Genomic DNA, 25,388 nt, shown 5'->3' on the forward strand with positions numbered 1-25,388 from the left:
AAAGAGCGGGAATTGACACTCCGGCGGAGCGTGCGGACCGGAGCCCGCCCCGGCCGGGACGGGCCGGTCGGCGGGGGCCCGGGCGGGGCGGCCCGTACGATCGCCGCATGTCACTGCCGCACGCGATCCTCACCGCCCTGCTGGAGAAGCCGTCCTCGGGGCTGGAGTTGACCCGGCGGTTCGACCGGTCGATCGGGTTCTTCTGGTCGGCCACCCACCAGCAGATCTACCGCGAGCTGGGGCGGCTGGAGCGCGAGGGCCTGGTCCGGGCGTCCGGGCCGGGGGCGGGGCGCGGGCAGCGCAAGGAGTACGAGGTGCTGCCGGACGGGCGGGCCGAGCTGGCCCGTTGGACCGGCCTGGCGCAGGACCCCAAGCCGGTCCGGGACCCGCTGCTGCTGCGGCTGCGGGCCGCCGCCGTGCTGGGTCTGGACGGGCTGGAGGAGGAGCTGGCCCGGCACCGGGCGCTGCACCGGGCGCAGCTGGCGGAGTACCTGGAGATCGAGCGGCGGGACTTCCCGCCGGAGGCGGCGGCCGGGGAGAACCGGTTGCAGCACCTGGTGCTGCGCGGCGGCATCCAGCTGGAGTCGTTCTGGCTGGCCTGGCTGGACGAGGCGCTCGAAGGGGTCGGGGGCGGGCCGGAAGGCAGACCGGCGGGCGGGTCGGCGGGCGGCCCGGAGGGCAGGGAATAGGGCGGGGTGGCGTGCCGTTGTCGCAGGTGGTTGAATGTTGAATCAACCTCGAAGGAGTTGAGAACGGTGCAGTTCGGCATCTTCAGCGTCGGCGACGTGACCACCGACCCCACCACCGGGCGGACCCCGACCGAGCACGAGCGGATCAAGGCCATGGTGGCCATCGCGCTCAAGGCCGAGGAGGTCGGGCTGGACGTGTTCGCCACCGGCGAGCACCACAACCCGCCGTTCGTCCCGTCCTCGCCCACCACCATGCTCGGCTACATCGCGGCCCGGACCGAGAAGCTGATCCTCTCGACCTCCACCACGCTGATCACCACCAACGACCCGGTGAAGATCGCCGAGGACTTCGCGATGCTCCAGCACCTCGCCGAGGGCCGGGTCGACGTGATGATGGGCCGCGGCAACACCGGCCCGGTCTACCCCTGGTTCGGCAAGGACATCCGCCAGGGCATCCCGCTCGCCGTCGAGAACTACGCGCTGCTGCACCAGCTCTGGCGCGAGGAGAACGTCGACTGGCAGGGCCGCTTCCGCACCCCCCTGCAGTCCTTCACCTCCACCCCGCGCCCGCTCGACGGAACGCCGCCGTTCGTCTGGCACGGCTCCATCCGCAGCCCCGAGATCGCCGAGCAGGCCGCCTACTACGGCGACGGCTTCTTCGCCAACAACATCTTCTGGCCCAAGGAGCACTTCCAGCAGCTGATCAACCTCTACCGGGAGCGCTACGCCCACTACGGCCACGGCACCCCCGAGCAGGCGATCGTCGGCCTCGGCGGGCAGGTCTTCATGCGCAAGAACTCCCAGGACGCCGTCCGCGAGTTCCGCCCGTACTTCGACAACGCCCCCGTCTACGGCCACGGCCCCTCGCTGGAGGAGTTCACCGAGCAGACCCCGCTCACCGTCGGCAGCCCGCAGGAGGTCATCGAGAAGACCCTCGCCTTCCGCGACACCTTCGGCGACTACCAGCGCCAGCTGTTCCTGATGGACCACGCCGGACTCCCGCTCAAGACCGTCCTTGAGCAGCTCGACCTGCTCGGCGAGGAGGTCGTCCCCGTGCTGCGCGCCGAGTTCGCCAAGAACCGCCCGGCGGACGTCCCCGACGGGCCCACGCACGCGGCCCGGGTGGCCCTCCGGGAGACGGAGGTGGCGTCCAAGTGAGCACCCTCAAGCTCGTCGTGGTGACGGCCGGGCTCAGCGTCCCGTCCTCCACCCGGCTGCTCGCCGACCGCCTCGCCGAAGCCACCGCCCGCGACCTGCGCGAGGCGGGACGGGACGTGGACGTCCGGGTCGTCGAACTGCGCGGCCTCGCCCGGGACATCGCCGACAACCTGGTCACCGGCTTCCCGCCGCCCGCCCTGCGCGACGCCGTGCGGGCGGTGGAGGAGGCGGACGGGCTGATCGCCGTCACGCCGATCTTCTCCGCGTCCTACAGCGGGCTGTTCAAGTCCTTCGTGGACGTGCTCGACAAGGACGCGCTCACCGGCAAGCCCGTACTGATCGCCGCCACCGGCGGCACCGCCCGGCACAGCCTCGCCCTCGAACACGCCGTGCGGCCGCTGTTCGCCTACCTGCGCGCCGTCGTCGTCCCCACCGCCGTCTTCGCCGCCTCCGAGGACTGGGGCGCCAACGGCACCGACGGCTCGCTCGCCGGACGGATCGCCCGCGCGGCCGGCGAACTCACCGAGAGCCTCGCCGGCCGGCCCGCCACCCCTCGGGCCCGGGCGGCCGAGCAGGTCGTCCCCTTCGCCCAGCAGCTCGCGGCGCTCCGCGCCCACTGACACCCAGGAGTCACCACCATGGAACCCCAGGTCCGCGACAACACCGAAGAGTCCCGCTTCGAGATCAGCACCGACGCCGGACTCGCCGGCTTCGCCGAGTACCAGCTCCGCGACGAGGGCCGGACGGTCGCCTTCGTGCACACCGTCATCGACCCCGCGTTCGAGGGCCAGGGGCTGGGCGGCAAGCTGGCCCGCGCCGCGCTGGACGCCGTCCGCGAGCGGGGCGCCGCGGTCCTGCCGTACTGCCCGTTCATCCGCGGGTGGATCGCCAAGCACCCGGAGTACGTGGCGCTGGTGCCGGAGGAGAAGCGGGCGAAGTTCGAGCTCTGAGCGGAGCGAAAGCCAGGGGCGCGGGGAACTGCGCGCGGCGGGAGTCGCACGTCGGTGCGGTCGCGGGACAGTGCAAGTGGCTGTCCTGCGAGGCGATCTGGCTGTGGGTGCTTGCTTGGCCGCGCAGTTCCCCGCGCCCCTGCTTGTGCAGGGCCTGGCGCGGCAGTTCTTCCCGCGCCCCTGCTTTCGCCCGGGTGGGCGCGCAGCGGTTTCGTCCGGGGGTTTGACGGAGTTTGCCGGGTGGGGGCGGGGCGTGGACGAACTGCCGGGGGCGGGCTATCGTCGCGGGTCGTGACGTTCTCCATCGTGGCTCGGCAGGGCACCGCTCTCGGTGTGGCTGTGGCGAGCAAGTTCCTTTCGGTCGGTGCGCTGGTGCCCGCGGCCGAGGTCGGTGTCGGTGCGCTCGCCACGCAGGCGTGGGCCAATCTGGCGTTCCGGCCGCAGGGGATGGCGATGTTGCGCAGCGGGGCCTCGCCGGGGGAGGCAGTGGCGGCGCTGCTGGCCGCCGACGGGCGGCGGGCGCACCGGCAGGTGGGGGTGGTCGGGCCGGACGGGCGGGCGGAGACGTACACGGGGGAGGAGTGCCTGCCCTGGGCCGGGGGGCTGGCCGGGGACGGGTACGCGGTGCAGGGGAACATCCTGACCGGGCCCGAGGTGGTGCGGGACATGGCGGACGCCTGGCTGTCCTCCGCCGGGCTGCCGCTCGCCGACCGGCTGGTGGCCGCGCTCGCGGCCGGGGACGCGGCGGGCGGGGACGCCCGGGGCCGGCAGAGTGCCGCGCTGTACGTGGTGGACCCGGGGCGGGGCGTCGGCGGCTGGGGCGACCTGGCGTACGACCTGCGGGTGGACGACCACCCGGACCCGGTGGCCGAGCTGCGCCGCCTGCTGGGCGTCCACGAGGTGCTGCACGGGACGCCCGACCCGGCCGAGCTGCTCCCGTTGGAGGGGGAACTGGCCGAGGAGGTGCGGCAGTTGCTGGCGGTGCTCGGCTACGGCTCGCTGGACCGCTGGGCGGGCGTGGAGAACCTGGAGGGCCGTCTGGTGGAGGGGAAGGTGGACCCGCTGGTGCTGGCCCACCTGCGGACCACCGCCGAGGCGCGCCGGGCGGCCGGGTAGCGCTCCCGGCTCCGGGACGTCCCGGCGGTGGCCCGGCGGGGTCAGCGGGGGAGGGCCTTGGCGAGGTCGGCGATCAGGTCGTCCGGGTCCTCCAGGCCGACGGACAGCCGCAGGACGGCCTCGGCGGGCTTGTGGGCGGCGGCGACCGGGCGGTGGGTGAGCGAGGCGGGGTGCTGGATCAGGGTGTCGACGCCGCCGAGCGAGACCGCGTGGGTGATCAGTTCGCAGCGTTCGGCGATCGCCGCGGCGTGCGCGAAGCCACCAACCACCTCGAAGGCCAGGGTGCTTCCGCCGCCCAGGAGTTGGCGTCCGAGCAGGGGCGAGCCGGAGCGGCCGGGGTAGTGCACGGCGGCGACCTCGGGCTGTTCGGCCAGCCAGTCGGCGAGCCGGGCGGCGGTGGCGGAGGCGGCGCGCACCCGCAGCGGGAGGGTCTGCAGGCCGCGGTGCAGCAGGTAGCCGGCCAGCGGGTGCAGGATCGCGCCGGTGACGGCCCGGACCCGGCGCAGCCGGGCCGCCCAGTCGGCGGTGCAGGCGACGGCCCCGGCCAGCACGTCGCCGTGGCCGCCGATCGACTTGGTGGCGGAGTGCAGGACGAGGGTGGCGCCGTGCCGGGCGGGCTGCTGGAGCACCGGGGTGGCGAAGGTGTTGTCGACCAGCAGCGGCACGTCGCCGCAGCGTTCGGCGATCGCGGTCAGGTCGAGCAGGTCCAGGGTGGGGTTGCCGGGGGTCTCGACCAGGACGAGTCCGGTGTCGGGGCGCAGGGCGGCGGCCAGGGTGTCGGGGGCGGCCCAGGTGACCTCGGTGCCGAGCAGGCCGGAGTCGAGCAGGTGGTCGGAGCCGCCGTACAGCGGGCGCAGCGCCACCACGTGCCGGCGGCCCTCGGCGGCGGCGGCGAGCAGGCAGGCGGAGAGCGCGGCCATGCCGGAGGAGAAGGCCACCGCCTCGGCGCAGCCCTCGAGTTCGGCCAGCGCCTGTTCGAAGCGGGCGACGGTGGGGTTCCACAGCCGCTGGTAGACCAGGCCGCCCTCGGCGGGCGGGCGTCCGCCGGTGGCCAGCGCCTGGTAGGCGTCGCCACCGGTGGTGAGGTCCGGCACGGGGTAGGTGGTGGACAGGTCGAGCGGGGGGACGTGCGTGCCGAGTCCGGCGAGGTCGTCGCGGCCGGCGTGCACGGCTCGGGTGTCGAGTCGGCTCATGGCGCTCGATGGTGAACGGGTGGGCGTCGAATGGCCAGAGTGACGGCAGATGATTCGGCCGCGGCGGCGGCACCCTTGCGGATGTTCGGCGCAGCCCGGCAGGCTGGGGGAGTGCCGAACATTCCACGGGCCCGCGCGGCGGAGCTGGACGCCGTCGACCGGGCGATCGTCCGGGTGCTGCTGGCCGACGCCCGGACGCCCAACAACGCGCTGGCCGAGCAGGTCGGGGTGGCGCCGTCCACCTGCCTGGCGCGGGTGCGGGCGCTGCGCGAGCGCGGGGTGATCGCCGGGTACCACGCGGAGCTGGACCTGCCGGCGGTCGGGCTGCCGCTGCAGGCGATGATCTCGGTGCGGCTGCGGGCGCACACCCGGGAGCAGAACAGCAGTTTCCGGGCCGCCGCGCCCGGGCTGCCGGGGGTGCTGGCGGTGTTCCACATGGCGGGCAGCGACGACTACCTGCTGCACGTGGCGGTGGCCGGGCCGGAGCAGCTGCGCTGCTTCGTGGTGGACCACCTGACGACCCATCCGGCGGTCGCGCAGACCCGCACCAACCTGGTCTTCGAACGCATCCCCGGGGCCGGCTCGCCGATCTGACGCCGCGTCTGCTCCCGTTACAGCCAGCCGCGCCTGGCGGCCTGCAGTCCGGCCTGGAAGCGGGTCTGCGCGTTCAGCTCGGCCATCAGCTGGGCGATCCGGCGGGTCATGGTGCGCTGGGTGATGCCGAGGCTGCGGGCGATCGCGGCGTCCTTCGCGCCGGCGGCCATCATGGCGAGCAACTCCCGGTCCTTGTCGTCGAGTTCGCTGGCGGGCCGGTCGGCGGCGAGCGGGGTGGCGCGCTCCCACAGCAGGTCGAAGCAGGTGACCAGGGCGGTCAGCAGCGGGGAGGGGCGGATCCACAGCGCGGCGGTCGACTCGGTGGCCTCGAAGCTCAGCGGGATCATCGCGCACCGCCGGTCCGCGACCAGCATCTTCATCCGCACCGAGGGCAGGCTGCGGGCCTGCTCCCCGGCGTCCACGCAGCGCAGCACGAACTCCCGCTTGTCGGAGCTCTCCAGGCCCGGCGCGTCGTACAGCACCCGGCACTCCACGCCCCGGGCGAGCAGCTGGAACTCGATCGGGTTGTCCGTCGCGGAGTCGAAGTACGGCGGGCAGTCGATCGCCAGGATCTCCTGCTGGGCGCCGAGTTGGAGCTGCTCGGCGCGGTGGCGCAGGGCGTCCTGGCCCTCCACCAGTTCGACCAGCTCACTGGAGACGGACGGCCCCAGGTCGGCGTACGAGAGCGCCAACTCCCGTACCTTCACCCGCAGTTGGTCCAGGTCGTGCTGGCGTCGGGTGGCCAGCGCGTCCACCGCGACCTCGGGCGGGGCGGCGGTGTACCTGGTCGGGCTGCCGGCCAGCCTGGTCACCAGGCCGCTGGCCACCAGCCGGTGCAGGGCGGTGCGCAGCGCGCTGGGCGGGGCGTCCAGCGACTCCGCGAGCCGGGCGGAGGTGGCGCGCGGGGTGGCCAGCACCCGCAGGTACAGTGCGCTCTCCAGGGTGCCGAGGCCGAGGGGTTCCAGCAGGTCGTCGGACATGATCCCCAGGATATGGGCGCGTTGGCGAGTTGTGGCCACTGTCCAGCATCCGCCGCCGCAGTTGGGCCCGTTCGGCCTTACCGTACTGAGTATCGGTAATCTGTCCGGTTCGTTCGGACGGGGCAGGGCTGCCGAGCCCCGACGCGGCCGGACGACGGCGTTCTTCCGCTCCCACCCGGTCGCCCCCGTTGTGAAGGGACCGACCATGGCTGTCGCGGACCCACCCCAGACCGTGCGCTACTGCCTGAGCCTGGCCACCGTGCCCGCGTCCGTGCCCGAGGCACGCCGCGCGGTGCGCACCGAACTGGCCGCCCGCGGACTGGACGCGGACCACCCGCTGACCGACACCGTGCTGCTGGTGGTCAGCGAACTGGTCACCAACGCCGTCCGCCACGCCGCGCCGCGATCACCCCGGGTCACGCTCCAACTCGACTTCTGCGCGGGCGGATTGACGGTCGGGGTGCACGACCGCCATCCGCACTGTCCGCAGCGCCCCGTGGTGCCGCACCAGGACGGCAGCGGCGGCTGGGGCCTGGGCCTGGTGCACGAGCTGGCCGCGCTGGCCGGCGGCGCGACGGAGACCGTCGCCGACCCGGACGGCGGCGGCAAGACCATGCTGGTGCGGCTCCCGGTCGAGCGCTGAGCGCTCCCGGGCGGGAAGTCGGCGCGGGGCCGGCGCCGTGTCCCGGCGGACGCCGGTTGGGAAGACGATCGTCGGACGACCCCGCGGCTCCACTCTCCTGCATGCGTTCTGTTATTGCAAGTAAGTCGCAATAAGGCGGAGTGTGCGGCAGGACGGGGGCGCTCAGCAGCGCCGCAGCGCGCCCGGCGCGCGCAGGCTCGCCAGCGACGGGTACCCGTCCACCGCCATCAGCAGGTCCGCCTCCGCCAGCAGCGAGCGCAGCACGTGCACCGCCCCCGCCTCGCCGCCCAGCGCCAGCCCGTACACGTACGGCCGGCCCACGCCCACCGCCGTCGCACCCAGCGCCAGCGCCTTCACCGCGTCCGCGCCGCTGCGCACGCCCGAGTCGAACAGCACCGGCAGGCCGTCCGCCGCCTCGACCACCTCGGCCAGCGACTCCAGCGCCGGCAGCCCGCCGTTCGCCTGCCGCCCGCCGTGGTTCGAGCAGTACACCCCGTCGACGCCCCCGTCCTTGGCCCGGCGCACGTCCTCCGGGTGGCACAGGCCCTTCAGCACGAGCGGCAGGCTGGTCAGCGAGCGCAGCCACGGCAGGTCGTCCCAGGTCAGCGGGTTGCCGAAGATCTGCACCCAGTCCATCACCGCGCCGCGCGGATCCCCGTCCGGATCCTGCAGCCGGGCCCGGAACACCGGGTCCGAGGTGTAGTTCGCCAGGCAGTGCCCGCGCAGCTGCGGGAAGCTCCCGCTGCCCAGGTCGCGCGGCCGCCAGCCGGTCACCCAGGTGTCCAGGGTGACCACGATCGCCTTGAACCCGGCCGCCTCCGCCCGGTGCACCAGCGACTCGGCCAGCGCCCGGTCGGTCGGCGTGTACAGCTGGAAGAACCCCGGCGTGCCGCCCAGCTCCGCCGCCACCGCCTCCATCGGGTCCACCGACAGCGTGGACGCCACCATCGGCACCCCCGTCCGGGCCGCCGCCCGGGCCGTCGCCAGGTCCCCGTGCCCGTCCGGCGCGCACAGCCCCACCACCCCCACCGGGGCCAGGAACAGCGGCGAGGCCAGCTCCAGCCCGAACAGCTCCACCCGCAGGTCCCGCTCCTTCGCGCCGACCAGCATCCGCGGCACCAGCCCCCACCGCTCGAACGCCGCGACGTTCGCCCGCTGGGTGTGCTCGTCGCCCGCCCCGCCCGCCACGTACGACCACAGCTCCGGCGCCAGCGCGTGCCGCGCCCGCTCGGCCAGGCCCTCGTACGTCATCGGGAACTTCGGGGCGACGCCGAACAGCGCCTCGAAGTAGACCTCGTTCTGGTAGTCGCCGAACTGGGGGGACATCCGCGCTCCTTCGGGTGGGGGAGGCCACGTTCCAACGGTTACCGGCCGGTAGTCAAGGGCGGGCCGGACGCAGCACCAGCCGGGTCGCCACGGTCTCCGTGCGCGGCGGCGTCGCGTCCCCGTCCAGCCGGGCCAGCGCCAGCCGGGCCGCCGTCGCACCCAGCAGCGCCGGGTCCTGCGCGACCGCCGACAGCGGCGGCTCCAGCACCTCCGCCAACGGCAGGTCGTCGAACGACAGCAGCGCCACGTCCCGCCGCCCCGAGCGCCCCAGCGCCAGCAGCGCGCCCGTCGCCGCGTTCACGTTCGACGCGAACAGTGCCGTCGGCGGCTCCGGCAGCGCCAGCAGGGCCAGCGCCGCCCGCTCCGCCGCCGCGGCCGTCCGCGCCCCCGCCACCAGGGCGTCCGGGGCCGGCAGCCCCGCCGCCGCCAGCGCCTCCCGCCAGCCCGCCAGCCGCTCCCGCCGGGTGTACATCGACGCCGGCAGGTCGCCCAGGAACCCGATCCGCCGGTGCCCCGCCGCCACCAGGTGCGCCACCCCCGCCCGCGCCCCCGCCCGGTTCGACGACACCACGCAGTCCGCCCCCGGCCCCGGCCGGTCCAGGTACACCAGCGGCACCCCCGCCCCGGCCGCCGCCGCCAGCGTCCCCCCGCCACCCGCCGGCACCACCAGCAGCGCACTCGTCCGCCGCGCCAGGAACGCCCCCACCACCTCCGCCTCGCGCGCCCGGTCCCCGCCCGAACACCCCAGCAGCACCGTCAGCCCGCGCCCGCGCACCGCCTCCTCCACCCCGTCCGCCAGCGCCCCGAAGAACGGGTTGCCCAGCTCCGGCAGCACCAGCCCCACCGTCGAATCCGGCCCACCGGTCCGGATGCTGCGCGCCATCAGGTTCGGCCGGAACCCCAGCCGCGCCACCACCGCCAGCACCCGCTCCCGGGTCGCCGCCGCGACCGGCCCCTCCCCGTTCAGCACCCGCGACACCGTCTTCGCACTCACCTGCGCCTCGCGCGCCACGTCGTGCAAGGTCGGCCGACGCTCCATCCCCGACACCCGGACTCCCTCCTCCGCTGCCCCGACCGTACCGCCCGGGCTCCCGGAAGAAGATCAACCGGAGGTAGCCTGGCAGCGGATGTGGTGACCATGCGAGCGAACCAACCCCAGGCGTCCGGGACGGCGATCCCCGAGGTCCCGTTCACCGCGCCACCCGGCGCACCGGCCGGCGTCGAAGTCCTGACCCTCGCCGAACTGCGCGCCCGCCGGGCCGCCGCCACCGACGGCGACTTCCACCGCCCCCAGCGCCCCGCCTTCCACCACCTGCTCACCCTCGAACGCGGCAGCCTGCGCCACACCGTCGACTTCACCGCGCACACCGTCGAACCCGGCAGCTGGCTGTGGGTCCGGCCCGGCCAGGTCCAGCAGTGGGGCGAACTCGGCGACGCGGACGGCACCCTGGTCCTCTTCGAACCCGGCTTCCCCGACCCGGCCACGGTCGCCGCCGCCCGGCTCGACGACCCCTTCGCCGCCGCCGTCCTGCACACCGACGGCACCGACCGGGAAGCGCTCCGGCACGCCGTCCGCCACCTCCACCGCGAGTACGCCTCCGGCGCGGACCTGCCCGCCGACATCCACCACGCCCTGCTGCGCCACCTGCTCGCCGCGCTCCTGCTGCGCCTCGCCAACCCGGCCGTGCCGTGCGGCAGCACCGCGACCGAACCCGGCGAGACCTACCGGCGCTTCCGGCAGGCCGTCGAACACCACTTCACCCGCACCCGCCGGGTCGAGGACTACGCCAGGCTCCTCGGCTACTCCCCGCGCACGCTCTCCCGCGCGACGATCGCCGCGGCAGGCGTCGGCGCCAAGGAGTTCGTCGACCGCCGGGTCGTCCTCGAGGCCAAACGCCTGCTCGCCCACAGCGAGAGCTCCGCCGCCCGGATCGCCGACCACCTCGGCTTCGCCGACGCCGCCAACTTCGCCAAGTTCTTCCACCAACGCACCGGCACCACCCCGATCGCCTTCCGCACGGCGGTGCGGGGGGTGGGAGGGGAGGTGCCGCAGGTGGGGTGAGAGTGCCTCCGGCGGGGGCGAGGGGGAGAAGCAGTGCGGGGAGCGGGAGGGGGAGTTGCCGCTGGCGGAGTGAGGGCGCCTCCGGCGGGGGTGAGGGAGGTGGGGGAGAAGCGGTGCGGGGGCGGGAGGGGAAGTTGTCGCAGGTGGGGTGAGGGCGTTTCCGGTGGGGGTGGGATCGGTGCGGGGGTGGGTGGGGTGTGGGGTTCCTCGGGGGCGGGGTGTGTTGTGGGGGAGTAACCGGGAGGTTCCGATCCGGTCCGGAAGTGGGGGAGGTGTGTCGGCGGGGGTGGCGGAGGCCCTAGGGTGCGTCGTGAAGATCCCGTGTGTGGTGCCGGGGGCTTCCTGATGGTTCGGCACGTGGCCTAGGAGCGCGGAACGTTGGAGACTCTCGGCGATGGCGATCCGCATGCCGTGGGGCCGTACCGGCTGCTCGGGCGGCTGGGGGCCGGCGGGATGGGGGAGGTGTTCCTCGGTCGGACGGCGGGCGGGCGGACGGTGGCGGTGAAGACGGTCCGTCAGGAGTTCGCCGCGGACCGGGAGTTCCGGCAGCGGTTCCGGCAGGAGGTGGCCGCGGCGCGGCGGGTCGGCGGGCGGTGGACCGCGCCGGTGCTGGACGCCGACACGGAGGGGCCGCAGCCGTGGGTGGCCACCGGCTACGTCGCGGGGCCCTCGCTGGCGGAGGCGGTGCGGCGGTTCGGCGCGCTGCCGCCGGACACGGTGCGGGCGCTGGGCGCGGGCCTGGCCGACGCGTTGGAAGCCGTGCACGGGCTGGGGCTGGTCCACCGGGACGTCAAGCCGTCGAACGTGCTGCTGGCGCTGGACGGGCCGCGGCTGATCGACTTCGGCATCGCCCGGGCGCTGGACGCGACCTCCGCGCTGACCAGGTCCGGGTACGTGGTCGGCTCGCCGGGCTTCATGTCGCCCGAGCAGGCCCGGGGCCTTCCCGCCGGACCGGCCTGCGACGTGTTCGGGCTCGGCGCGGTGCTGGTCGTCGCGGCCACCGGGCGCGCCCCGTTCGGGGAGCAGGACAGCGCGGCCGGGCTGCTCTACCGGATCGTCCACGAGGAGCCGCAACTCGACGGCCTGGACGGCGAGTTGCTCGCCCTGGTGCGGGACTGCCTGGACAAGGAGCCGGAGCGCCGGCCGACCCCGGCCGCGCTCCGGGAGCGGCTGGCGCGCAGCGCCGCGGGGCTGACCCGGCTCGGCGAGCGGGGCTGGCTGCCCGGCGCGGTGTCCGAGGAGGTGGCGCGGATGGCCGTCGCGCTGCTGGACCTGGAGTCGCGCCCCGACCCGGGGCCGCCGCCCACCGTCCTCGCCGCCCCGACGCAGGCGCCTCCGGCGACGGCGCCCACCGTCCCGCACCCGGGGCCCGCGTCGTTCGGCCCGCCCCCGCCGTCGTACGGGCCCACCCCGCCGGGTCCGGGACCGTACCCGTACCCGGCCGTGCAGCCGCCGGCCCGGCGCCGGGTGGTGCCGCTGGTGGTCACCGGTGTCGTCGCCGCGGCGCTGGCGGGCCTGGGCGTGTGGGCGGCGACGGGCGGCCCGGGCGGGCACGGGCGGGCCTCGGACGGCACCTCCCCCACCCCCGGGCCCACCACCACGGAAAGCACCGGGAGCACCGGGAGCACCGACGGGGACACCGAGGCCCCGCCGTCGCCCTCGCCCTCGCCCTCCGACACGGCCGACGGCGCGGACGCCGTCGCGGACGCGTTCCTGGGCACCTTCGAGGGGACGGCCCGGTCCTCGAACGGTTCGAAGGTCGTCATCCGGTTCACCCTGCACCAGGGCGCGGTCGGCGACCCGGTCGCCTACGTGGAGACCGACGGCGGCCTCGGCACCCACCAGGTGGTGTGCACCAACGAGGCGGCGCTGGTCGCCGCGACCGAGTCCCGGCTGGTGGCCCGGAACCTGCCCGAGACCGTCAGCGCGGGGTGCAGCCCGATCGCCGGGGACGCCGTCCTCACCCCGAACGAGGACGGCTCCCTGCACTACGTCCAGCAGGGTTTCTCCGGCGACATGAAGCGCAGTTCCTAGCGGCCGGGCGGTCGGGCGGCCGGGTCAGATCATGCTCCAGACGTGGGCGGTGACCAAGGCGGACAGCTGGTCGAGGGTCAGGACGGGGGTGCCGGGCTGGGCGCCGGCCCGGTCGGTGGTGGCGTTCCAGAGCCGGATGCTCACCCGGGTGCCGTCGGGGAGCAGGGCGTCGGCGAGGTAGCCGCCGCTGGACGGGGACTGGGTGCTGCCGAGCGGGGTGGTGTTCACCATGGTGCCGTCGGGGCGGCGGTCGAAGGAGCCGATGGTGTGCAGGGTGGGGAAGGAGGCGGTGGGGTCGGCGGGGTAGCTGCGGCGCCAGCCGGGGGTGACGGTGAGCAGCAGGGTGCTGGTGCGGCCGTCGGCCGAGACGTCGACCCGGATCCGGCCGGGCAGGTCGGTGGCGGTGCGGCCGGTGTCCAGGTGGACGCCGTCGAGCAGCGGGGTCAGGGTGGCGAGCATCCGGTCGCCGGCGGGGGCGGGCCGGGCCGGGGGGCGGGTGGGGGCGGTGCCCAGGCTGTCGAACACCCGCTGCCACTGCGGGGCGGACACGATGGCGGTCAACGCGGCGGCGTCCAGCGGGAGTTGACGGGCGGAGCGGTCCGCGGCGCGTTCCTGGACCTGGACCTGGCGGCCGTTGGGCAGGGTGTGCACCACGTTGAGGTCGAACTCGTCGGAGCCGGGGCTGCCGTAGGAGGTGGTCAGCAGGGCGGAGCCGTCCGGGCGGGTGGCGGGGTCGCAGGTGGCGTCGCCGGGGACGACCGGTTCGTAGCAGAGCAGGCGCTGGGCGTCGCGGGTGACCGGGGCGGCCACCACGTCGACGGTGAGGGCGAGTTGGACCTTGTTGCCGCGGCTGTCGGTGTAGTCGAGGTACGCCTGCGGGGGCTGGCCGGGGCCGCGCTGGTCGGTGCCGGTGCCCTGTCCGCCGCTGACGGTGCCGTCCGGGGGCAGCAGGCCGGTCAGGGTGTCGAGCATGAACGCGCCGTCGACCCGGGGCGGCGGCGAGACCGGGGCGGTGCCGCCGCGGTGCTCGGGCAGCAGGGTGGGGACGAATCCGGCGGCGACCACCAGGGCGACGGCCGAGGCGATGCCGGCGCGGCGGCGCAGGACGCGGCGGCGGCCGCGGTGCTCGGCGCGCAGCGCGAACTCGTCGACGGGCACGGCGGGCGCCAGTTCGGCGCCGGCCCGCAGGGCGCGGGCGAAGTCCTCTTCGGAGGGCGAAGGCATGGCGGGGCTCCGTGGCGTGCGGTGAGGGCGGGGTCAGGGACGGGAGGAGGCGCGCGGGCGGCGGGTCAGGGACGGGCGAGGTCGTCGAGCTGGTCGCCGAGGCGGGTGCGCAGCCGGCTCAGCGCGCGGGAGGCGCGGGAGCGGACGGCGCTGGAGGTCATCCGCAGCGCGGTGGCGGTCTCCTCGACGCCGAGGTCCTCCCAGTAGCGCAGGATGAGCACGGCCCGGTCCTGCTGCGGGAGTTCGGCGAGCGCGTCGAGCAGGGCGATCCGCAGCGTCGGGTCGGGCCCGGGGGCGGGGGTCTCGGCGAAGGTGTCGGTGACGTGCTCGCTGCTGCTGCGCCGGCGCCGGTGGCTGAGGAAGGTGTTGACCAGGACGGTGCGGGCGTACCCGGCGGGGTTCTCCATCCGGGAGACCCGGCGCCAGCTCCCGTACAGCTTGCCGAGCGCCTCCTGGGCGAGGTCCTCCGCGAGGTGGGCGTCGCCGCCGGTCAGCAGGTACGCGGTGCGGACCAGGTGGCGGGCGCGGGCGGCGGCGAAGTCCCGGAAGTCCGGGGGGTTGCCGTCGGTGCCGGTCTTCGTCGGGCTCTCCATGCCCCTCTAACGCGACAGGCCGGTCTTCTTGTCGCACCATCGGCTGATCATGCTCGGGTGGCACGGGGTGTCGAGCCGGACAAAGCGGGACGAAGTGTGACGATGCCAGGGTGACCACCTCCAGCGAAGTCAGCCAGGCAGCCCCGCCCGTCCTCGACCGGCGGCAGCGGAACGTCGTGTTCGGCACCATCGTGCTGGGCATGCTGCTGGCCGCCCTCGACCAGACCATCGTCGGCACCGCGCTGCCCACCATCGTGGCGGACCTCGGCGGCGCCTCCCACATGTCCTGGGTGGTGACCTCCTACCTGCTGGCGGAGACCGTCACCACGGCGCTGGTCGGCAAGATGGGCGACCTGTTCGGCCGCAAGATCGTCTTCCAGGTCTCCACGGTCGTCTTCATCATCGGCTCGTTCCTGTGCGGCCTGTCCACCAACATGCTGCTGCTGATCATCTGGCGCGCCGTCCAGGGCGTCGGCGCCGGTGGCCTGATGGTCACCTCGATGGCGCTGATCGCCGACGTCATCCCGCTGCGCGAGCGCGGCAAGTACCAGGGCGCGATCGGCGCGGTGTTCGGCGTCGCCACGGTGATCGGCCCGCTGCTCGGCGGCCTGTTCACCGACCACCTGTCCTGGCGCTGGGCGTTCTACGTGAACGTGCCGATCGCCGTCGTGGTGGTGATCGCCGCCGCCCGGACCATCCCCGTGGTCAAGTCCGCCGCCCGCCCGGTCATCGACTACCTGGGCATCGTGCTGGTCGCCATCGGCGCCAGCGCCCTGATCCTGGCCACCAGTTGGGGCGGCAACGAGTACGCCTGGGGCTCGGCCGTGATCATCGGCCTGTTCGCGGCCGGCGTGGTCGCGCTCGCCCTGTTCTGCTGGGTGGAGACCCGGGCCGCCGAACCCACCCTGCCGATGCGGCTGTTCCGCAACCAGGTGTTCACGGTCTGCTCGATCCTCAGCTTCATCGTCGGCTTCGCCATGCTCGGTGCGCTGACCTTCCTGCCGACCTTCCTGCAGTACGTCGACGGCGACTCGGCCACCGTCTCCGGCGTGCGCACCCTGCCGATGGTGCTCGGCCTGCTGATCGCCTCGATCTTCTCCGGCAACGTGGTCTCCAAGACCGGCAAGTACCGGCTCTTCCCGATCGTCGGCTCGGTGGTGATGGGCATCGGCCTCTACCTGCTCTCGCTGCTGGACGTCGGCACCAGCGCCTGGCTCGCCAGCCTCTACATGTTCGTGCTCGGCACCGGCATCGGCCTGTGCATGCAGGTGCTCACCATCGCCGTGCAGAACACCGTCGACTACGCCGACCTGGGCACCGCCACCTCCGGCGTCACCTTCTTCCGCACCCTAGGCTCCTCGTTCGGCACCGCCGTGTTCGGCACCATCTACGCCAACTCGCTGAAGACCAACCTCGCCGCGGGCGTCGCCCAGGCCGCCCAGGCCACCGGCGCCGACCCGCAGCGGCTCGCCGCCGCCGCGCAGAGCCCGCACGGCGTCCACGACCTGCCCGCCGACCAGGCCGCACCGGTCATCCAGGCGTACGCCGACTCGCTGCACACCGTCTTCCTGTGGACCGTCCCGGTCGCCCTGGTCGGCTTCGTGGTCGCGCTCTTCCTCAAGCAGGTCAAGCTCCGCGACTCCGCCCGGGCCACCTCCTCCGACATGGGCGAGGGCTTCGCCCAGCCGTCCTCCGGCGACTCCTCCCGGGTCCTCGAACTCGCCGTCGCCAAACTCCTCGGCAGTGCCGGACTCGACACCGCCCGACAGGTCGTCAACTCCTCCGGCACCCGCCTCGACGTGGCCGGCGCCTGGGCCGTCATGCAGGTCGAACTGTTCACCCGCACCGTCGGCCACGCCAACCTCAACCTGATCGCCGCCCGCCGCCGGATCCCCCCGGAGGTCCTCCAGCCGGTCTTCGACCGGATGGTCGTCGAAGGCTTCCTGGACGCCCACAACGGCTTCTACCAGCACACCCCGGCCGGCGAGCAGGAAGCCGCGACCATCACCCGCGCCTGGTCCGGCTGGCTCAACCACCGCCTGGAGGAGGACCGCGGCCGCCCGCGCAGCGCCGAACTGCGCGCCGCCGCCGACGCCATCGCCAAGCGCATGATCGCCGAGGACCTGGCCGAAGGGCTCCCGGTGCTCGGCAGCACCCTCGCCGGCCGCCGCTGACACCACGTCGGCACACCCGCCCCGCCCGCCGCTGACACCACGTCGGCACGCCCGCCCCGCCCGCCGCTGACACCACGTCGGCACGCCCGCCCCGCCCGCCGCTGACACCACGCCGGCACACCCGCCCCGCCCGCCCGGTCACCGGCGGGCGGGGCCCGTTCCTGCCTAGGCTGTCGCCATGCTCCTGTACGCCCTCGCGCTCCTCTTCCTGCTGCTGGCCGGCGTCGGGGTACTGCGCGACCGGCGCCGTTTCGGCAACGCCGTGTGCCTCGGCCTCGCCGTCACCCTGCTCGCCCTCGCGCTGCTCGCCACCCTCCACCGGGCCGACTCGGCCGCCGCCGAGACCGTCCTGATCGTGGTGGTGCTGACGCCCGCACTGGGCAGCCTGGTCCTCGCGGGGCTGCTCATCGCCAACGGCCTCAAGATGGTCCGCAAGGAGGGCCGCAGCCTCGCCAACCTGCTCGCCCTGCTGTGCGGCCTCGGCATCCTGGCGGTCTTCGCCCTGCTGCTGGCCGCGACCCGGGCCGACTCCGAGGTGCTGGTGGTGATCGCCCGCACCGTCTTCCTGCTCGCCTGCTACCTCTCCTTCCTGTTCGCCTGCTTCGTCGGCTACGCCTACCTGTACGGCCGGCTCACCCCGCGCGAGGACGTCGACTACGTGGTCGTCCTCGGCACCGGCCTGCTCGACGGCAGCCGCGTCCCGCCGCTGCTCGCCAGCCGCCTGGAGCGCGGCCGCCGCCTGTACGAGCGGCAGGTCGCCCGCGGCCGCTCCCCGCTGATGGTCGTCTCCGGCGGCAAGGGCTCCGACGAACAGCTCCCCGAGTCCCACGCGATGGCCGACCACCTGGTCGAACAGGGCTTCCCCGCCGACCGGATCATCCGCGAGGACCGCTCCCGCACCACCGAGGAGAACCTCCGTTTCAGCCACGCGATCATGGCCGCCGCCGACCCCGACTACCGCTGCGTCGTCGTCACCAACAACTTCCACGCCTTCCGCGCCGCCGTCTTCGCCCGCCGCGAGGGCGTCAACGGCCACGTCGTCGGCTCGCCCACCGCCGCGTACTACTGGCCCAGCGCGACCATCCGCGAGTTCGTCGCCGTGCTCGTCACCTACCGCTGGGCCAACCTCGCGGTGGGCGCGCTGCTGGTGATCGAGTCGCTCAACTTCTAGAGCCCTTGCTCTAGGAGCCCTTGTTCGAAGCGTCCTTGTCCGAGGCGTCCTCGTTCCAGACGTCCTCGTTCCAGGCGTCCTCGTTCTAGGCGTGCTTGCGGAGTTCGAGCATCGACACCGGCAGCCACGGGCCGCCGTACCAGTACGCCGGGCCGAGGTCGCGGACGGTGCCCGCGCCCAGGTGCGCGGCGTAGCGGCGGACCATCGAGGAGATGTCCGCGACCAGCAGCCGGCCGCCCGGGCGCAGCACCCGCAGCGCCTCGTCCACGGCGCGCAGCCGGGCAGGCATGGTGGGGATGTTGTGGAGCACCAGGGCGGAGGTGACCAGGTCGAAGTCCGCGTCGGGGAACGGCAGTCCGGTGATGTCGGCGGTGTGCACCTCGACCCGGTCCCGGACGCCGGCCGCGACGGCGTTGGCCAGCGTCGCGTCCGGAGTGTTGCCGCTCTGGTCCTTCGACGCCCACAGGTCCACCCCCACCGCCCGCCCGCGCGGCAGCCGCCGCGCCGTTCCGATCAGCACCATGCCCCGGCCGCAGCCCATGTCCAGCGCCCGCTCGTCGCCGCGCAGCCCCAGCGCGTCCAACTCCCGCTCCCACACCCGGAACTTGCCGTGCAGCGTGGTGTGCAGGTACACCCCCGCCTGCACCAGCAGCCCGGCCCCCAGCCCCGCCACCGCCGCCCGGCCGCGGAACGGGCGGGCGGCGGCCGCCAGCGTGCAGGCCGCGCCGAGCGCGGAGGTCGAGGCGACGAAACCGGGCGCGTCGACGCCGTACCGGGACAGGGACGTGAACAGGTTCTCGGTCATGCCCGCAGTCTCGCCGCCCGGCCCGGGACCGGTCTTGGACGAATGTTCCGCGACCGCAGCCGTTCCGCGGGTGCCCCGCGATCGCAGCAGTTCTGCGGGTGCCCCGCGATCGTGGCGCGGCTGTTCCCGGGGCGCTAGCCGTGCAGGTAGCCGGGGGCGGACCAGGCCACCCCGTCCACCGAAAGCCACGGCTCGCGGGCCACCGCCGACGGCGTCACCCGGGCGAAATCGGCGACCTCCCGGTGCAGGTGCGACTGGTCCGCGTAGCCGGCCTCCGCCGCGACGGCCGCCGGGCGCTGCCCCGCCGCCAACCGGTGCGCCGCGTGGTCGAACCGCACCAGCCGGGCCGCCTGCTTGGGGGACAGCCCCACCTGCGCCCGGAACCGCGACCACAGCCGCTTGCGGCTCCACCCCACCTCCGCGGCCAGCCCGTCCACCCGCGCCGCCCCGTGCGAACGCGTCAACTCGGCCCACACGTACGCGACTTCCGGATCCACCCGGCGGCCCTGCGCGAGCCGGGCGGCCAACGCCCGGGCCACCAGGCCGAACCGGGACTCCCAGGACGGCGCCGCCCGCAGCCGCTCCTCCCAGCGGGCCGCGTCCCGCCCCCACAGCTCGTCCAGGGCCAGCAGCGGGCCGCCCTCCGCCGCCAGGCCCTCCAGCGCCGCGTGCGCGACCACCGGCGACAGGCGCACCTGCAGGCACACCACGTCCCGCCCGCCGCCCCGCAACCCCTCCGGCGCCAGCCCCACCACCGCGCTCCCGGCCACCCGCCGCCCGCCGTCCGCGACCACCAGCGGCTGCGCCCCCAGATCGATCGCCAACGTCACCGCCGGGAACGGCACCACCCCCAGATCCGCCGCCCCGCGCGCCCGGAACCCGGCCATCGCCACCCCGGGCAGCCGCCAGGTGCGCGACGGAGTGGCGATCTCCCACAACGCGAGCGGATCGACCGCCCCCTCGACCGACTGCATGACCTCAGCGTACGGCCGGGCGGGCGGGCGGTCACCGGAAAGTCCGGGTACTTCCTTTTCCCGGCGCGCGGAATTCGGGCGGCGACGGCCCTTCCGGTGACCGCCCCATGTCAATTCCGGAGCATTCCGGAAACGGAAGCGTGCCGCTATGATGCGGGCATCCGGGGGCGAGGCGGGGGAGGTCGAACCGGCGGATTCGCTTTCCGATTTTTTCGGATCTTCTGCTTCGAGGGGTGCCAGATGTTCGGGGTGATAGGGGTCGTGGCGGGTATTGCCGTCACGATGTGGATCATTTCCAAGTTCTTCGTCGGGATCTATCAGGACCAGCCGGCCCTGACCGGACTCATTTCCGTCCTCGGCGGAATCGCCGGACTCTTCGTCCGGGTCGGGATCGGGGCGTGGCACAAGCGCCGGGTGCGCGCGCGGAGGGCGCTCGCAAGCCGGAAGGCGGAGGCCGACCGGGAGGTCCGGGAAACGGCGGAGCGGAGGGAGAGCGCCGCGCGGGCCGCGGTCGCCGCCGCGCAGCGGGCGGTCGCGGCGTTCGAGCGGGCGCCGGGCCACCTGGACAACGGCCACGGATGGATCCAGAACGCGCGGACCCACAAAGCGAACGGCGCTTTCTCGCCCTTCTGGTCCGCCATCGAAACCGGTTACCACTGCGTCGGCGTCTACCGCGACGAAATTTCTTCGATCGGGCGCGAGGCGGCCAAGCACGCCCTCGAACTGGAGAATTTCGCGAGGAACGGCGGGGACCCGAAGACGATCTCGGAATTCCCGGTGCAACTGGACCGGGAGACCGCCCTGGGCGCCGCCAACGGGGCCGTGGAAGCCCTCGCCTCGCTGACCTACGAGGCCCAGATGCACCCGGTCTTCGCCCAGATCTGGGAACAGCGCCGCACCACCGCCGCAGTGATCGCCGGATTCGCGAACCTGGAGCAGGCGGTGAACGGGATGAAGCAGTCCGTGACGAGCGCCGTCGGCCAACTCGACCAGACGCTGGGGCAGTCGCGCGACCGGATCGCCACCGCGATGGCCGACCTGCCGAGGGCCGTCAGCGGAAGCGTGGCGGCGGCAGGACTGTCCGCGCCCAGCTCCGACCAGGCCGACCAGATCCGGAAACTGGCGTCGGCCGCGGCCGGGATCAAGAACGAGGTCTACCGGATCGGGCACGGCAAGTACCCGAGCTGGTGAGGCCGGAGGCCGCCGCCGGGGCTCTTACCACTCGGCGCGCAGGGCTGCCGTCGGGGCTCTCACCGCTGGGCGCGCAGGGCTGCCGTCGGGGCTCTCACCGCTGGGCGCGCAGGGCCGCTGCCGCCGCGCCGACCAGGCCGGCGTCCGGGCCGAAACGGGCGGGGTGGACGGCGATGCCGTGGGTGAAGGGCAGGCCGGCGTAGTCGGGGAGGTGGCGGGCGAGCGGGTCCAGTAGCAGCGGGCCGGACTGGGCGACGCCGCCGCCGATCACCACGGCCTGGAGCTCGACCAGGGCGGCGGTGCCGGCGATCGCGGCGGCCAGGGCCCGGGCGGCGAGGTCGAAGGCGGTGCGGGCGGCCCGGTCGCCGCCGCGGGCCGCGTCGGCGACCGCGCGGGCGGTGCGGGGAGTGCCGTCGACGGGACGCCAGCCGGCGGCGAGGGCGCGGCGGACGATCGCCGGTCCGCTGGCCAGCCCCTCCAGGCAGCCGTGCCCGCCGCACGGGCAGGGCTCGCCGTCCCACTGGACGCTCAGGTGGCCGATGTGCCCGGCGTTCCCGCTCGGGCCGGGATGGACCCGGCCGCCCAGCACCAGGCCGCCGCCGACACCGGTGGAGACCACCATGCAGAGCGCGTCACGGTAACCGGCGGCGGCGCCCAGCCAGTGCTCGGCCTCGGCCAGCGCGACCCCGTCGCCCAGCAGGCGCACCGGCAGCGCGGTGCGCTCCGCGATCCGCCGGGCCAGCGGAAAACCGCGCCAGGACGGGATGTTGACCGGGGAGACCGTGCCCGCCGCGGTGTCGACGGGCCCCGCGCTGCCCACCCCGACCGCCGTGACGACCGGCCAGGCCGGATGCCGGGCGAGCTCGTCCAGGACGCCCGCGACACCCGCGAACACCGCCTCGGCGTCCCCGCCCGCCGCCGTCGGCCGCTCGGTCCGGGCCAGCAACTCGCCGCCACCGGTGACGATCGCACCGGCGGTCTTCGTCCCGCCGAGGTCCACGGCGGCCACCACCTGCGACGGGGACGGGACGGCAGCCACGGCGCGCACCTCCTGACATGTCCGACTCGGGGTGACTTGTCGGACTGGCCAGGCTACCGGAACGCGCAGGTCGGCGGCTCGGAGGCGGGGGCCGCCGTACTGTCTTCAGGCGACCTCCGCGGGGGCGCGCAGCGGCAGCAGGCGGTCGAGGCCCGGGAGCCGGAGCAGTTCGCAGCCCAGCCGCTCGGCGGTGCGCTCCGCGCAGTCGACGGCGGGCGGCAGGTCCAGGCCGCCGCCCAGCACCGGGCGGGCAGGCCCGCGAGTGCGCCGAGCCGGTCGAACACCGGCGGGCCGGGGAGCCGGCGCACGTCCTCCGCCGGCCGGGCCGGCGCGACCGAACGCAGCCGCGCCCGTACCCGCGCACGTCGTACCGCACCACCCGCAACCGCCCGAGCAGCCCCGGCAGCACCGCGTCCCACACCCGCGAATCCCCCACCCCCGGATGCGGCAGCACCAGCGCCGGCCCGCCACCCCCGCTGTCCGCGCACCACACCTCCCCGCCGCCACCGAGTCCGATCAGCCCGCCGCGCCCGGCCCGGTCGTCCAGGACCATGGCGGCCGTCGTCCGAGCGATCCGCCCGCCCCGCACCGCAATCAGCGGGCCGCGGCAGCCAGGGCCTGGGCGGCGGCCCGGCCGGCGGCGAGGGCGTGCGGGGCGGTGGTGGGCAGGCAGCGGTCGGCGGCGGGGGAGTAGGCGGTGAGGACCAACCCGGCGTGGTCGGTGGGCAGTTCGCGGTGGGTGGCGGGGTGGGACCGGGCCCGCAGGGCGGCGTGCAGATCGCGGGAGCGTTCGGCGGGCACGACGGTGTCGGCGGTGCCGTGCAGCAGGTGGACGGGGACGTCGCGGGCGGCGGTGCGCAGGTCGTCCAGCGGGACGGTCCCGGTGCTCGCGGCCGCGGTGGCGTACGAGCCCGCCAGCGCCACCACCGCGTGCGGCCGGAACCCGTCGAACGCGCCGGGGCCGAGCGCGACGGCGACGGCGGCCCGGGCGCCCATCGACCACCCGGCCAGCACCAGCGGTGCGGGCCCGGCCAGTTCCCGGGCGAATCCGGCCGAGGCCAGCAGGTGCCCCCGCCCGCCGTCGGCCGCGTCGGAGCGCCAGTCCGGTACGACGACCAGCACCCCGAGCGCGGCGGCGGCCCGGCCCAACGGAGCGAGCACCTCCCGCTCGTCGGGCCCGCGGCCGTGCCAGAGCAGCACGACGGGCCGCGGCCCGGCCGGGCCGTCGGGGCGGTGGACGTCGACGGCCTTGCGCTCGGGGCCGTAGACGTGGGTGGTCGTCGTGGTCACGGGACGAACGATGCCATGCGGCGGGCCCGGACGGGCCGGTGAGGAGCGGGAGTTGAGAGGTTCCCGGGGTGCGGCGGATGCGCTTCGGGTGAGCACGGCTCTCCTGAAGCCGGTGTCGCAGGTGCGGCTTCGGGTCAGTGCGGGGTCAGGGGGTGAGGGAGGTGGTGTGGTCGAGGCGGGTGGCGGTGAGGGTGGCGCGGAGGTGGTGGTAGGTGGGGGTGTGGAAGTGGCCGGCGCGGGGGTGGTGGACGGTGGCGGCGGAGAGGGCTACGGCGTCGGGGAGGATGGCGGGCCAGCCGGCGTTGCCGGAGAGGCCGGCGGCCAGGGCGGCGACGGTGGCGTCGCCTGCGCCGGTGGGGTTGCCGGGGACGGGGGCGGGTGGGGCGCAGCGCCAGGTGCCGTGGGGGTCGACGGCGAGCAGGCCGGCGGGGCCGAGGGAGGCGAGGACGGATTCGGCGCCGCGGCGGAGCAGGACCCGGGCGGCGCCGCGGGGGTCGGGGAGGCCGGTGGCGGCGGTGAGTTCGGCGGCGTTCGGTTTGATCACGGTGGGGCGGGCGGGGAGGGCGGCGAGCAGGGCCGGGCCGTCCGCGTCGAGGACCACGGGGAGGTCGAACCGGCGTCCCAGGGCGACGAGTTGGCCGTAGCCGTCGGTGGGGGCGCCGGGCGGGAGGCTGCCGGAGAGGACCAGGACGGCGGCCTGCGGGAGGTGGCGGGCGGTCTCGTCGAGCAGGGCGTCCCATTCGGCGGGGGTCAGGGCGGGGCCGGGTTCGTTGAGGACGGTGGCGTCGGTGCCGTCCGCGATGGTGACGGTGCGTCGGGTGTCGCCGCCGATCGGCACTTCGGCGTGGTCGAGTCCGGCGGCGGCCAGGTCGGCGCGGACGGCGTCGCCGGTGGGGCCGCCGAGCGGCAGGACGCAGCGGGCGGGGCGGCCCAGTGCGGTGAGCACCCGGGCCACGTTGACGCCCTTGCCGCCCGCCTGGGCGGCCGCCTCGGTGACCCGGTGGCTGGTGTGCGGTCGGAACCCGGGGACGGTGTAGGTGACGTCCAGCGCCGGATTGGGTGTGACGGTGAGGATCACGGCGGACGCCCCCAGGGTGGTCGTCGCGGTTCGCCGGCCGGGGCGAACAGCGAGAGGTGTGAGTGAATCTGCGCGATCATATCGGGTTTCGCGCAGTTTCGAGCATGAGTGGGGGGCGGTGGCGAGGCGTCGGCGGGCCGAACGCCGGTCGACGGGTGGCGGAACGTTCGGGGGCGGGGGTGGGTGGGGCGATGACAGGCGCTAAGTTGGCTGTACATCTTTCGGGGTTCGACTGCTGTGGAGGGGGGAGCGGTGACCCAGGGCGCCGTCCCGTTCGTGGTGCTGGCCGCCGCGCTGCTGCACGCCGTGTGGAACGCGCTGGTGCACGGGGTGCGCGACCGGATCGCCGGGATCGCGCAGATGAACCTGGTGTTCGTGGCCTTCGGCGTGCTGCTCGCGCTGTTCGTCCCGCCGCCCGGTGCGGACGCGCTGCCCTACCTGCTGGCCTCCGCCGCGCTCCAGACCGGCTACCAGCTGCTGCTGGCCCGCGCCTATGGCCTCGGCGACTTCGGACAGCTGTACCCGATCGCCCGCGGCACCTCCCCGGCCGTGGTCGCCCTGCTCTCCGCCACCGTCCTGCACCGCCCGCTGCCCGCCGGACAGCTCGCCGCCGTCGCGGTGATCTCACTCGGCCTGGCCGGGCTGGCGCTGGTCGGCGGCCTCCCCGGGCGGGGGCAACTCCCGGCGATCGGGGCCGCGTTGGGCAACGGTGTGCTGATCGCGGGCTACACCGTGGTGGACGCGGGCGGGGTCCGGGCCGCGGACTCGGCCGCCGGGTACATCGCCTGGATGTTCGTCCTGCAGGGCCTGGCGGTGCTCGTCGCGGTGGCCGCCGTCCGCCGCCGCACCCTGCTGCCCGCCCTGCGGGCGAACCCCGTGGTCGGGCTCGGCGGCGGGCTGATGTCGCTCACCGCGTACGGGCTGGTGGTCTGGGCGCAGACCGTCGGCGACCTGCCCGCCATCGCGGCGCTGCGCGAGACCTCCATCGTCATCGCCGCCCTGATCGGGACCCTGGTGCTGCGCGAACGCCTCGGCACCCTGCGGCTGGCCGCCAGCGCCACCGTGCTGGCCGGCATCGCGCTGCTGGAGCTCGCGCACTGACTG

25 protein-coding genes are annotated in these 25,388 nt (G+C 74.9%); 13 read left to right on the forward strand and 12 right to left on the reverse strand.

Annotated features, from left to right (window positions below):
* Window positions 1–107: 107 nt before the first annotated feature.
* The 5 genes from OU787_RS27900 to OU787_RS27920 all read left to right on the forward strand — a co-directional run bounded on the left by OU787_RS27900 (window position 108) and on the right by OU787_RS27920 (window position 3,913).
* Window positions 108–689 (forward strand): PadR family transcriptional regulator, encoded by a 582-nt coding sequence (locus OU787_RS27900; protein WP_268661008.1) that lies wholly within the window; start codon window positions 108–110, stop codon window positions 687–689.
* Window positions 690–755: 66 nt separating this feature from the next.
* A complete protein-coding gene (locus OU787_RS27905; protein ID WP_030461380.1) occupies window positions 756–1,847 on the forward strand; it encodes an LLM class flavin-dependent oxidoreductase in 1,092 nt (363 codons plus the stop codon).
* Window positions 1,844–2,467, forward strand: a complete 624-nt coding sequence (locus OU787_RS27910) for an FMN reductase (RefSeq protein ID WP_030461381.1) — start codon at window positions 1,844–1,846, stop codon at window positions 2,465–2,467. The genes OU787_RS27905 and OU787_RS27910 overlap by 4 nt, the downstream gene beginning before the upstream one ends.
* Window positions 2,468–2,485: 18 nt before the next feature.
* Complete coding sequence (locus OU787_RS27915) at window positions 2,486–2,797, forward strand: GNAT family N-acetyltransferase (RefSeq protein WP_030461382.1); 312 nt, start codon at window positions 2,486–2,488, stop codon at window positions 2,795–2,797.
* 291 nt (window positions 2,798–3,088) lie between these two features.
* Window positions 3,089–3,913, forward strand: a complete 825-nt coding sequence (locus OU787_RS27920; RefSeq protein WP_030461383.1) for a DUF1028 domain-containing protein — start codon at window positions 3,089–3,091, stop codon at window positions 3,911–3,913.
* Window positions 3,914–3,954: 41 nt separating this feature from the next.
* Here the strand turns inward: OU787_RS27920 and OU787_RS27925 are convergent, their stop codons facing one another.
* Window positions 3,955–5,106, reverse strand: coding sequence for a trans-sulfuration enzyme family protein (locus OU787_RS27925; protein WP_268661009.1), 1,152 nt, complete (start codon window positions 5,104–5,106; stop codon window positions 3,955–3,957).
* Between the two features lie 111 nt (window positions 5,107–5,217).
* Here OU787_RS27925 and OU787_RS27930 point away from each other — a divergent pair, with 111 nt between their 5' ends.
* Window positions 5,218–5,700: an Lrp/AsnC family transcriptional regulator gene (locus OU787_RS27930; RefSeq protein WP_030461386.1), complete on the forward strand. Its 483-nt coding sequence runs from the start codon at window positions 5,218–5,220 to the stop codon at window positions 5,698–5,700.
* A gap of 17 nt (window positions 5,701–5,717) precedes the next feature.
* On the opposite strand, the gene OU787_RS27935 is transcribed toward OU787_RS27930, so the two are convergent.
* Complete coding sequence (locus tag OU787_RS27935) at window positions 5,718–6,680, reverse strand: TrmB family transcriptional regulator (RefSeq protein ID WP_030461387.1); 963 nt, start codon at window positions 6,678–6,680, stop codon at window positions 5,718–5,720.
* Window positions 6,681–6,885: 205 nt separating this feature from the next.
* Between OU787_RS27935 and OU787_RS27940 the strand changes: the two genes are divergently transcribed.
* The gene (locus tag OU787_RS27940) at window positions 6,886–7,323 is read left to right on the forward strand and encodes an ATP-binding protein (protein WP_268661010.1); all 438 of its coding nucleotides are present in this window, start codon (window positions 6,886–6,888) and stop codon (window positions 7,321–7,323) included.
* Between the two features lie 162 nt (window positions 7,324–7,485).
* Here the strand turns inward: OU787_RS27940 and OU787_RS27945 are convergent, their stop codons facing one another.
* Both OU787_RS27945 and OU787_RS27950 read right to left on the reverse strand, forming a co-directional pair.
* A complete protein-coding gene (locus OU787_RS27945) occupies window positions 7,486–8,649 on the reverse strand; it encodes an alpha-hydroxy-acid oxidizing protein (protein ID WP_030461389.1) in 1,164 nt (387 codons plus the stop codon).
* A 52-nt stretch (window positions 8,650–8,701) separates the two neighbouring features.
* Window positions 8,702–9,688, reverse strand: a complete 987-nt coding sequence (locus OU787_RS27950; RefSeq protein WP_030461390.1) for a LacI family DNA-binding transcriptional regulator — start codon at window positions 9,686–9,688, stop codon at window positions 8,702–8,704.
* Between the two features lie 99 nt (window positions 9,689–9,787).
* On the opposite strand from OU787_RS27950, the gene OU787_RS27955 reads away from it, so the two are divergent.
* On the forward strand, window positions 9,788–10,711 hold the full coding sequence (locus tag OU787_RS27955) for a helix-turn-helix domain-containing protein (protein WP_107066592.1): 924 nt from the start codon (window positions 9,788–9,790) through the stop codon (window positions 10,709–10,711).
* Window positions 10,712–11,122: 411 nt separating this feature from the next.
* The gene (locus tag OU787_RS27960) at window positions 11,123–12,745 is read left to right on the forward strand and encodes a serine/threonine-protein kinase (RefSeq protein ID WP_051818022.1); all 1,623 of its coding nucleotides are present in this window, start codon (window positions 11,123–11,125) and stop codon (window positions 12,743–12,745) included.
* A 24-nt stretch (window positions 12,746–12,769) separates the two neighbouring features.
* Here the strand turns inward: OU787_RS27960 and OU787_RS27965 are convergent, their stop codons facing one another.
* The gene (locus tag OU787_RS27965; protein WP_030464011.1) at window positions 12,770–13,969 is read right to left on the reverse strand and encodes a hypothetical protein; all 1,200 of its coding nucleotides are present in this window, start codon (window positions 13,967–13,969) and stop codon (window positions 12,770–12,772) included.
* Window positions 13,970–14,034: 65 nt separating this feature from the next.
* Entirely contained in the window at window positions 14,035–14,562 is a 528-nt protein-coding gene (locus tag OU787_RS27970) for a SigE family RNA polymerase sigma factor (protein WP_030464010.1), read from the reverse strand.
* A 110-nt stretch (window positions 14,563–14,672) separates the two neighbouring features.
* Here OU787_RS27970 and OU787_RS27975 point away from each other — a divergent pair, with 110 nt between their 5' ends.
* Entirely contained in the window at window positions 14,673–16,736 is a 2,064-nt protein-coding gene (locus OU787_RS27975) for an MDR family MFS transporter (protein ID WP_030464009.1), read from the forward strand.
* Between the two features lie 178 nt (window positions 16,737–16,914).
* Window positions 16,915–17,907, forward strand: coding sequence for a YdcF family protein (locus OU787_RS27980; protein ID WP_030464008.1), 993 nt, complete (start codon window positions 16,915–16,917; stop codon window positions 17,905–17,907).
* An 85-nt stretch (window positions 17,908–17,992) separates the two neighbouring features.
* Here OU787_RS27980 and OU787_RS27985 read toward each other — a convergent pair whose 3' ends face one another.
* Together OU787_RS27985 and OU787_RS27990 are read right to left on the reverse strand one after the other, a co-directional pair.
* The gene (locus tag OU787_RS27985) at window positions 17,993–18,712 is read right to left on the reverse strand and encodes a class I SAM-dependent methyltransferase (protein WP_035957379.1); all 720 of its coding nucleotides are present in this window, start codon (window positions 18,710–18,712) and stop codon (window positions 17,993–17,995) included.
* A gap of 134 nt (window positions 18,713–18,846) precedes the next feature.
* Window positions 18,847–19,686: a helix-turn-helix domain-containing protein gene (locus tag OU787_RS27990; protein ID WP_030464006.1), complete on the reverse strand. Its 840-nt coding sequence runs from the start codon at window positions 19,684–19,686 to the stop codon at window positions 18,847–18,849.
* Window positions 19,687–19,926: 240 nt separating this feature from the next.
* On the opposite strand from OU787_RS27990, the gene OU787_RS27995 reads away from it, so the two are divergent.
* Complete coding sequence (locus OU787_RS27995; RefSeq protein ID WP_157852578.1) at window positions 19,927–20,877, forward strand: hypothetical protein; 951 nt, start codon at window positions 19,927–19,929, stop codon at window positions 20,875–20,877.
* A gap of 94 nt (window positions 20,878–20,971) precedes the next feature.
* Here OU787_RS27995 and OU787_RS28000 read toward each other — a convergent pair whose 3' ends face one another.
* From OU787_RS28000 to OU787_RS28015, 4 genes are all read right to left on the reverse strand, one after another.
* The gene (locus OU787_RS28000; RefSeq protein ID WP_030464004.1) at window positions 20,972–21,916 is read right to left on the reverse strand and encodes an ROK family protein; all 945 of its coding nucleotides are present in this window, start codon (window positions 21,914–21,916) and stop codon (window positions 20,972–20,974) included.
* A 105-nt stretch (window positions 21,917–22,021) separates the two neighbouring features.
* Entirely contained in the window at window positions 22,022–22,159 is a 138-nt protein-coding gene (locus tag OU787_RS28005) for a hypothetical protein (RefSeq protein ID WP_232795221.1), read from the reverse strand.
* 351 nt (window positions 22,160–22,510) lie between these two features.
* On the reverse strand, window positions 22,511–23,206 hold the full coding sequence (locus OU787_RS28010; RefSeq protein WP_035957377.1) for an alpha/beta hydrolase: 696 nt from the start codon (window positions 23,204–23,206) through the stop codon (window positions 22,511–22,513).
* 145 nt (window positions 23,207–23,351) lie between these two features.
* Window positions 23,352–24,284, reverse strand: coding sequence for a 1-phosphofructokinase family hexose kinase (locus OU787_RS28015; protein WP_030464002.1), 933 nt, complete (start codon window positions 24,282–24,284; stop codon window positions 23,352–23,354).
* A 252-nt stretch (window positions 24,285–24,536) separates the two neighbouring features.
* Here OU787_RS28015 and OU787_RS28020 point away from each other — a divergent pair, with 252 nt between their 5' ends.
* On the forward strand, window positions 24,537–25,385 hold the full coding sequence (locus OU787_RS28020) for a DMT family transporter (RefSeq protein ID WP_030462528.1): 849 nt from the start codon (window positions 24,537–24,539) through the stop codon (window positions 25,383–25,385).
* The last annotated feature ends 3 nt before the right edge of the window (window positions 25,386–25,388 follow it).

The sequence above is a fragment of the Kitasatospora sp. YST-16 genome, assembly GCF_026802215.1.
Taxonomy (GTDB): Bacteria; Actinomycetota; Actinomycetes; order Streptomycetales; family Streptomycetaceae; genus Kitasatospora; species Kitasatospora cineracea.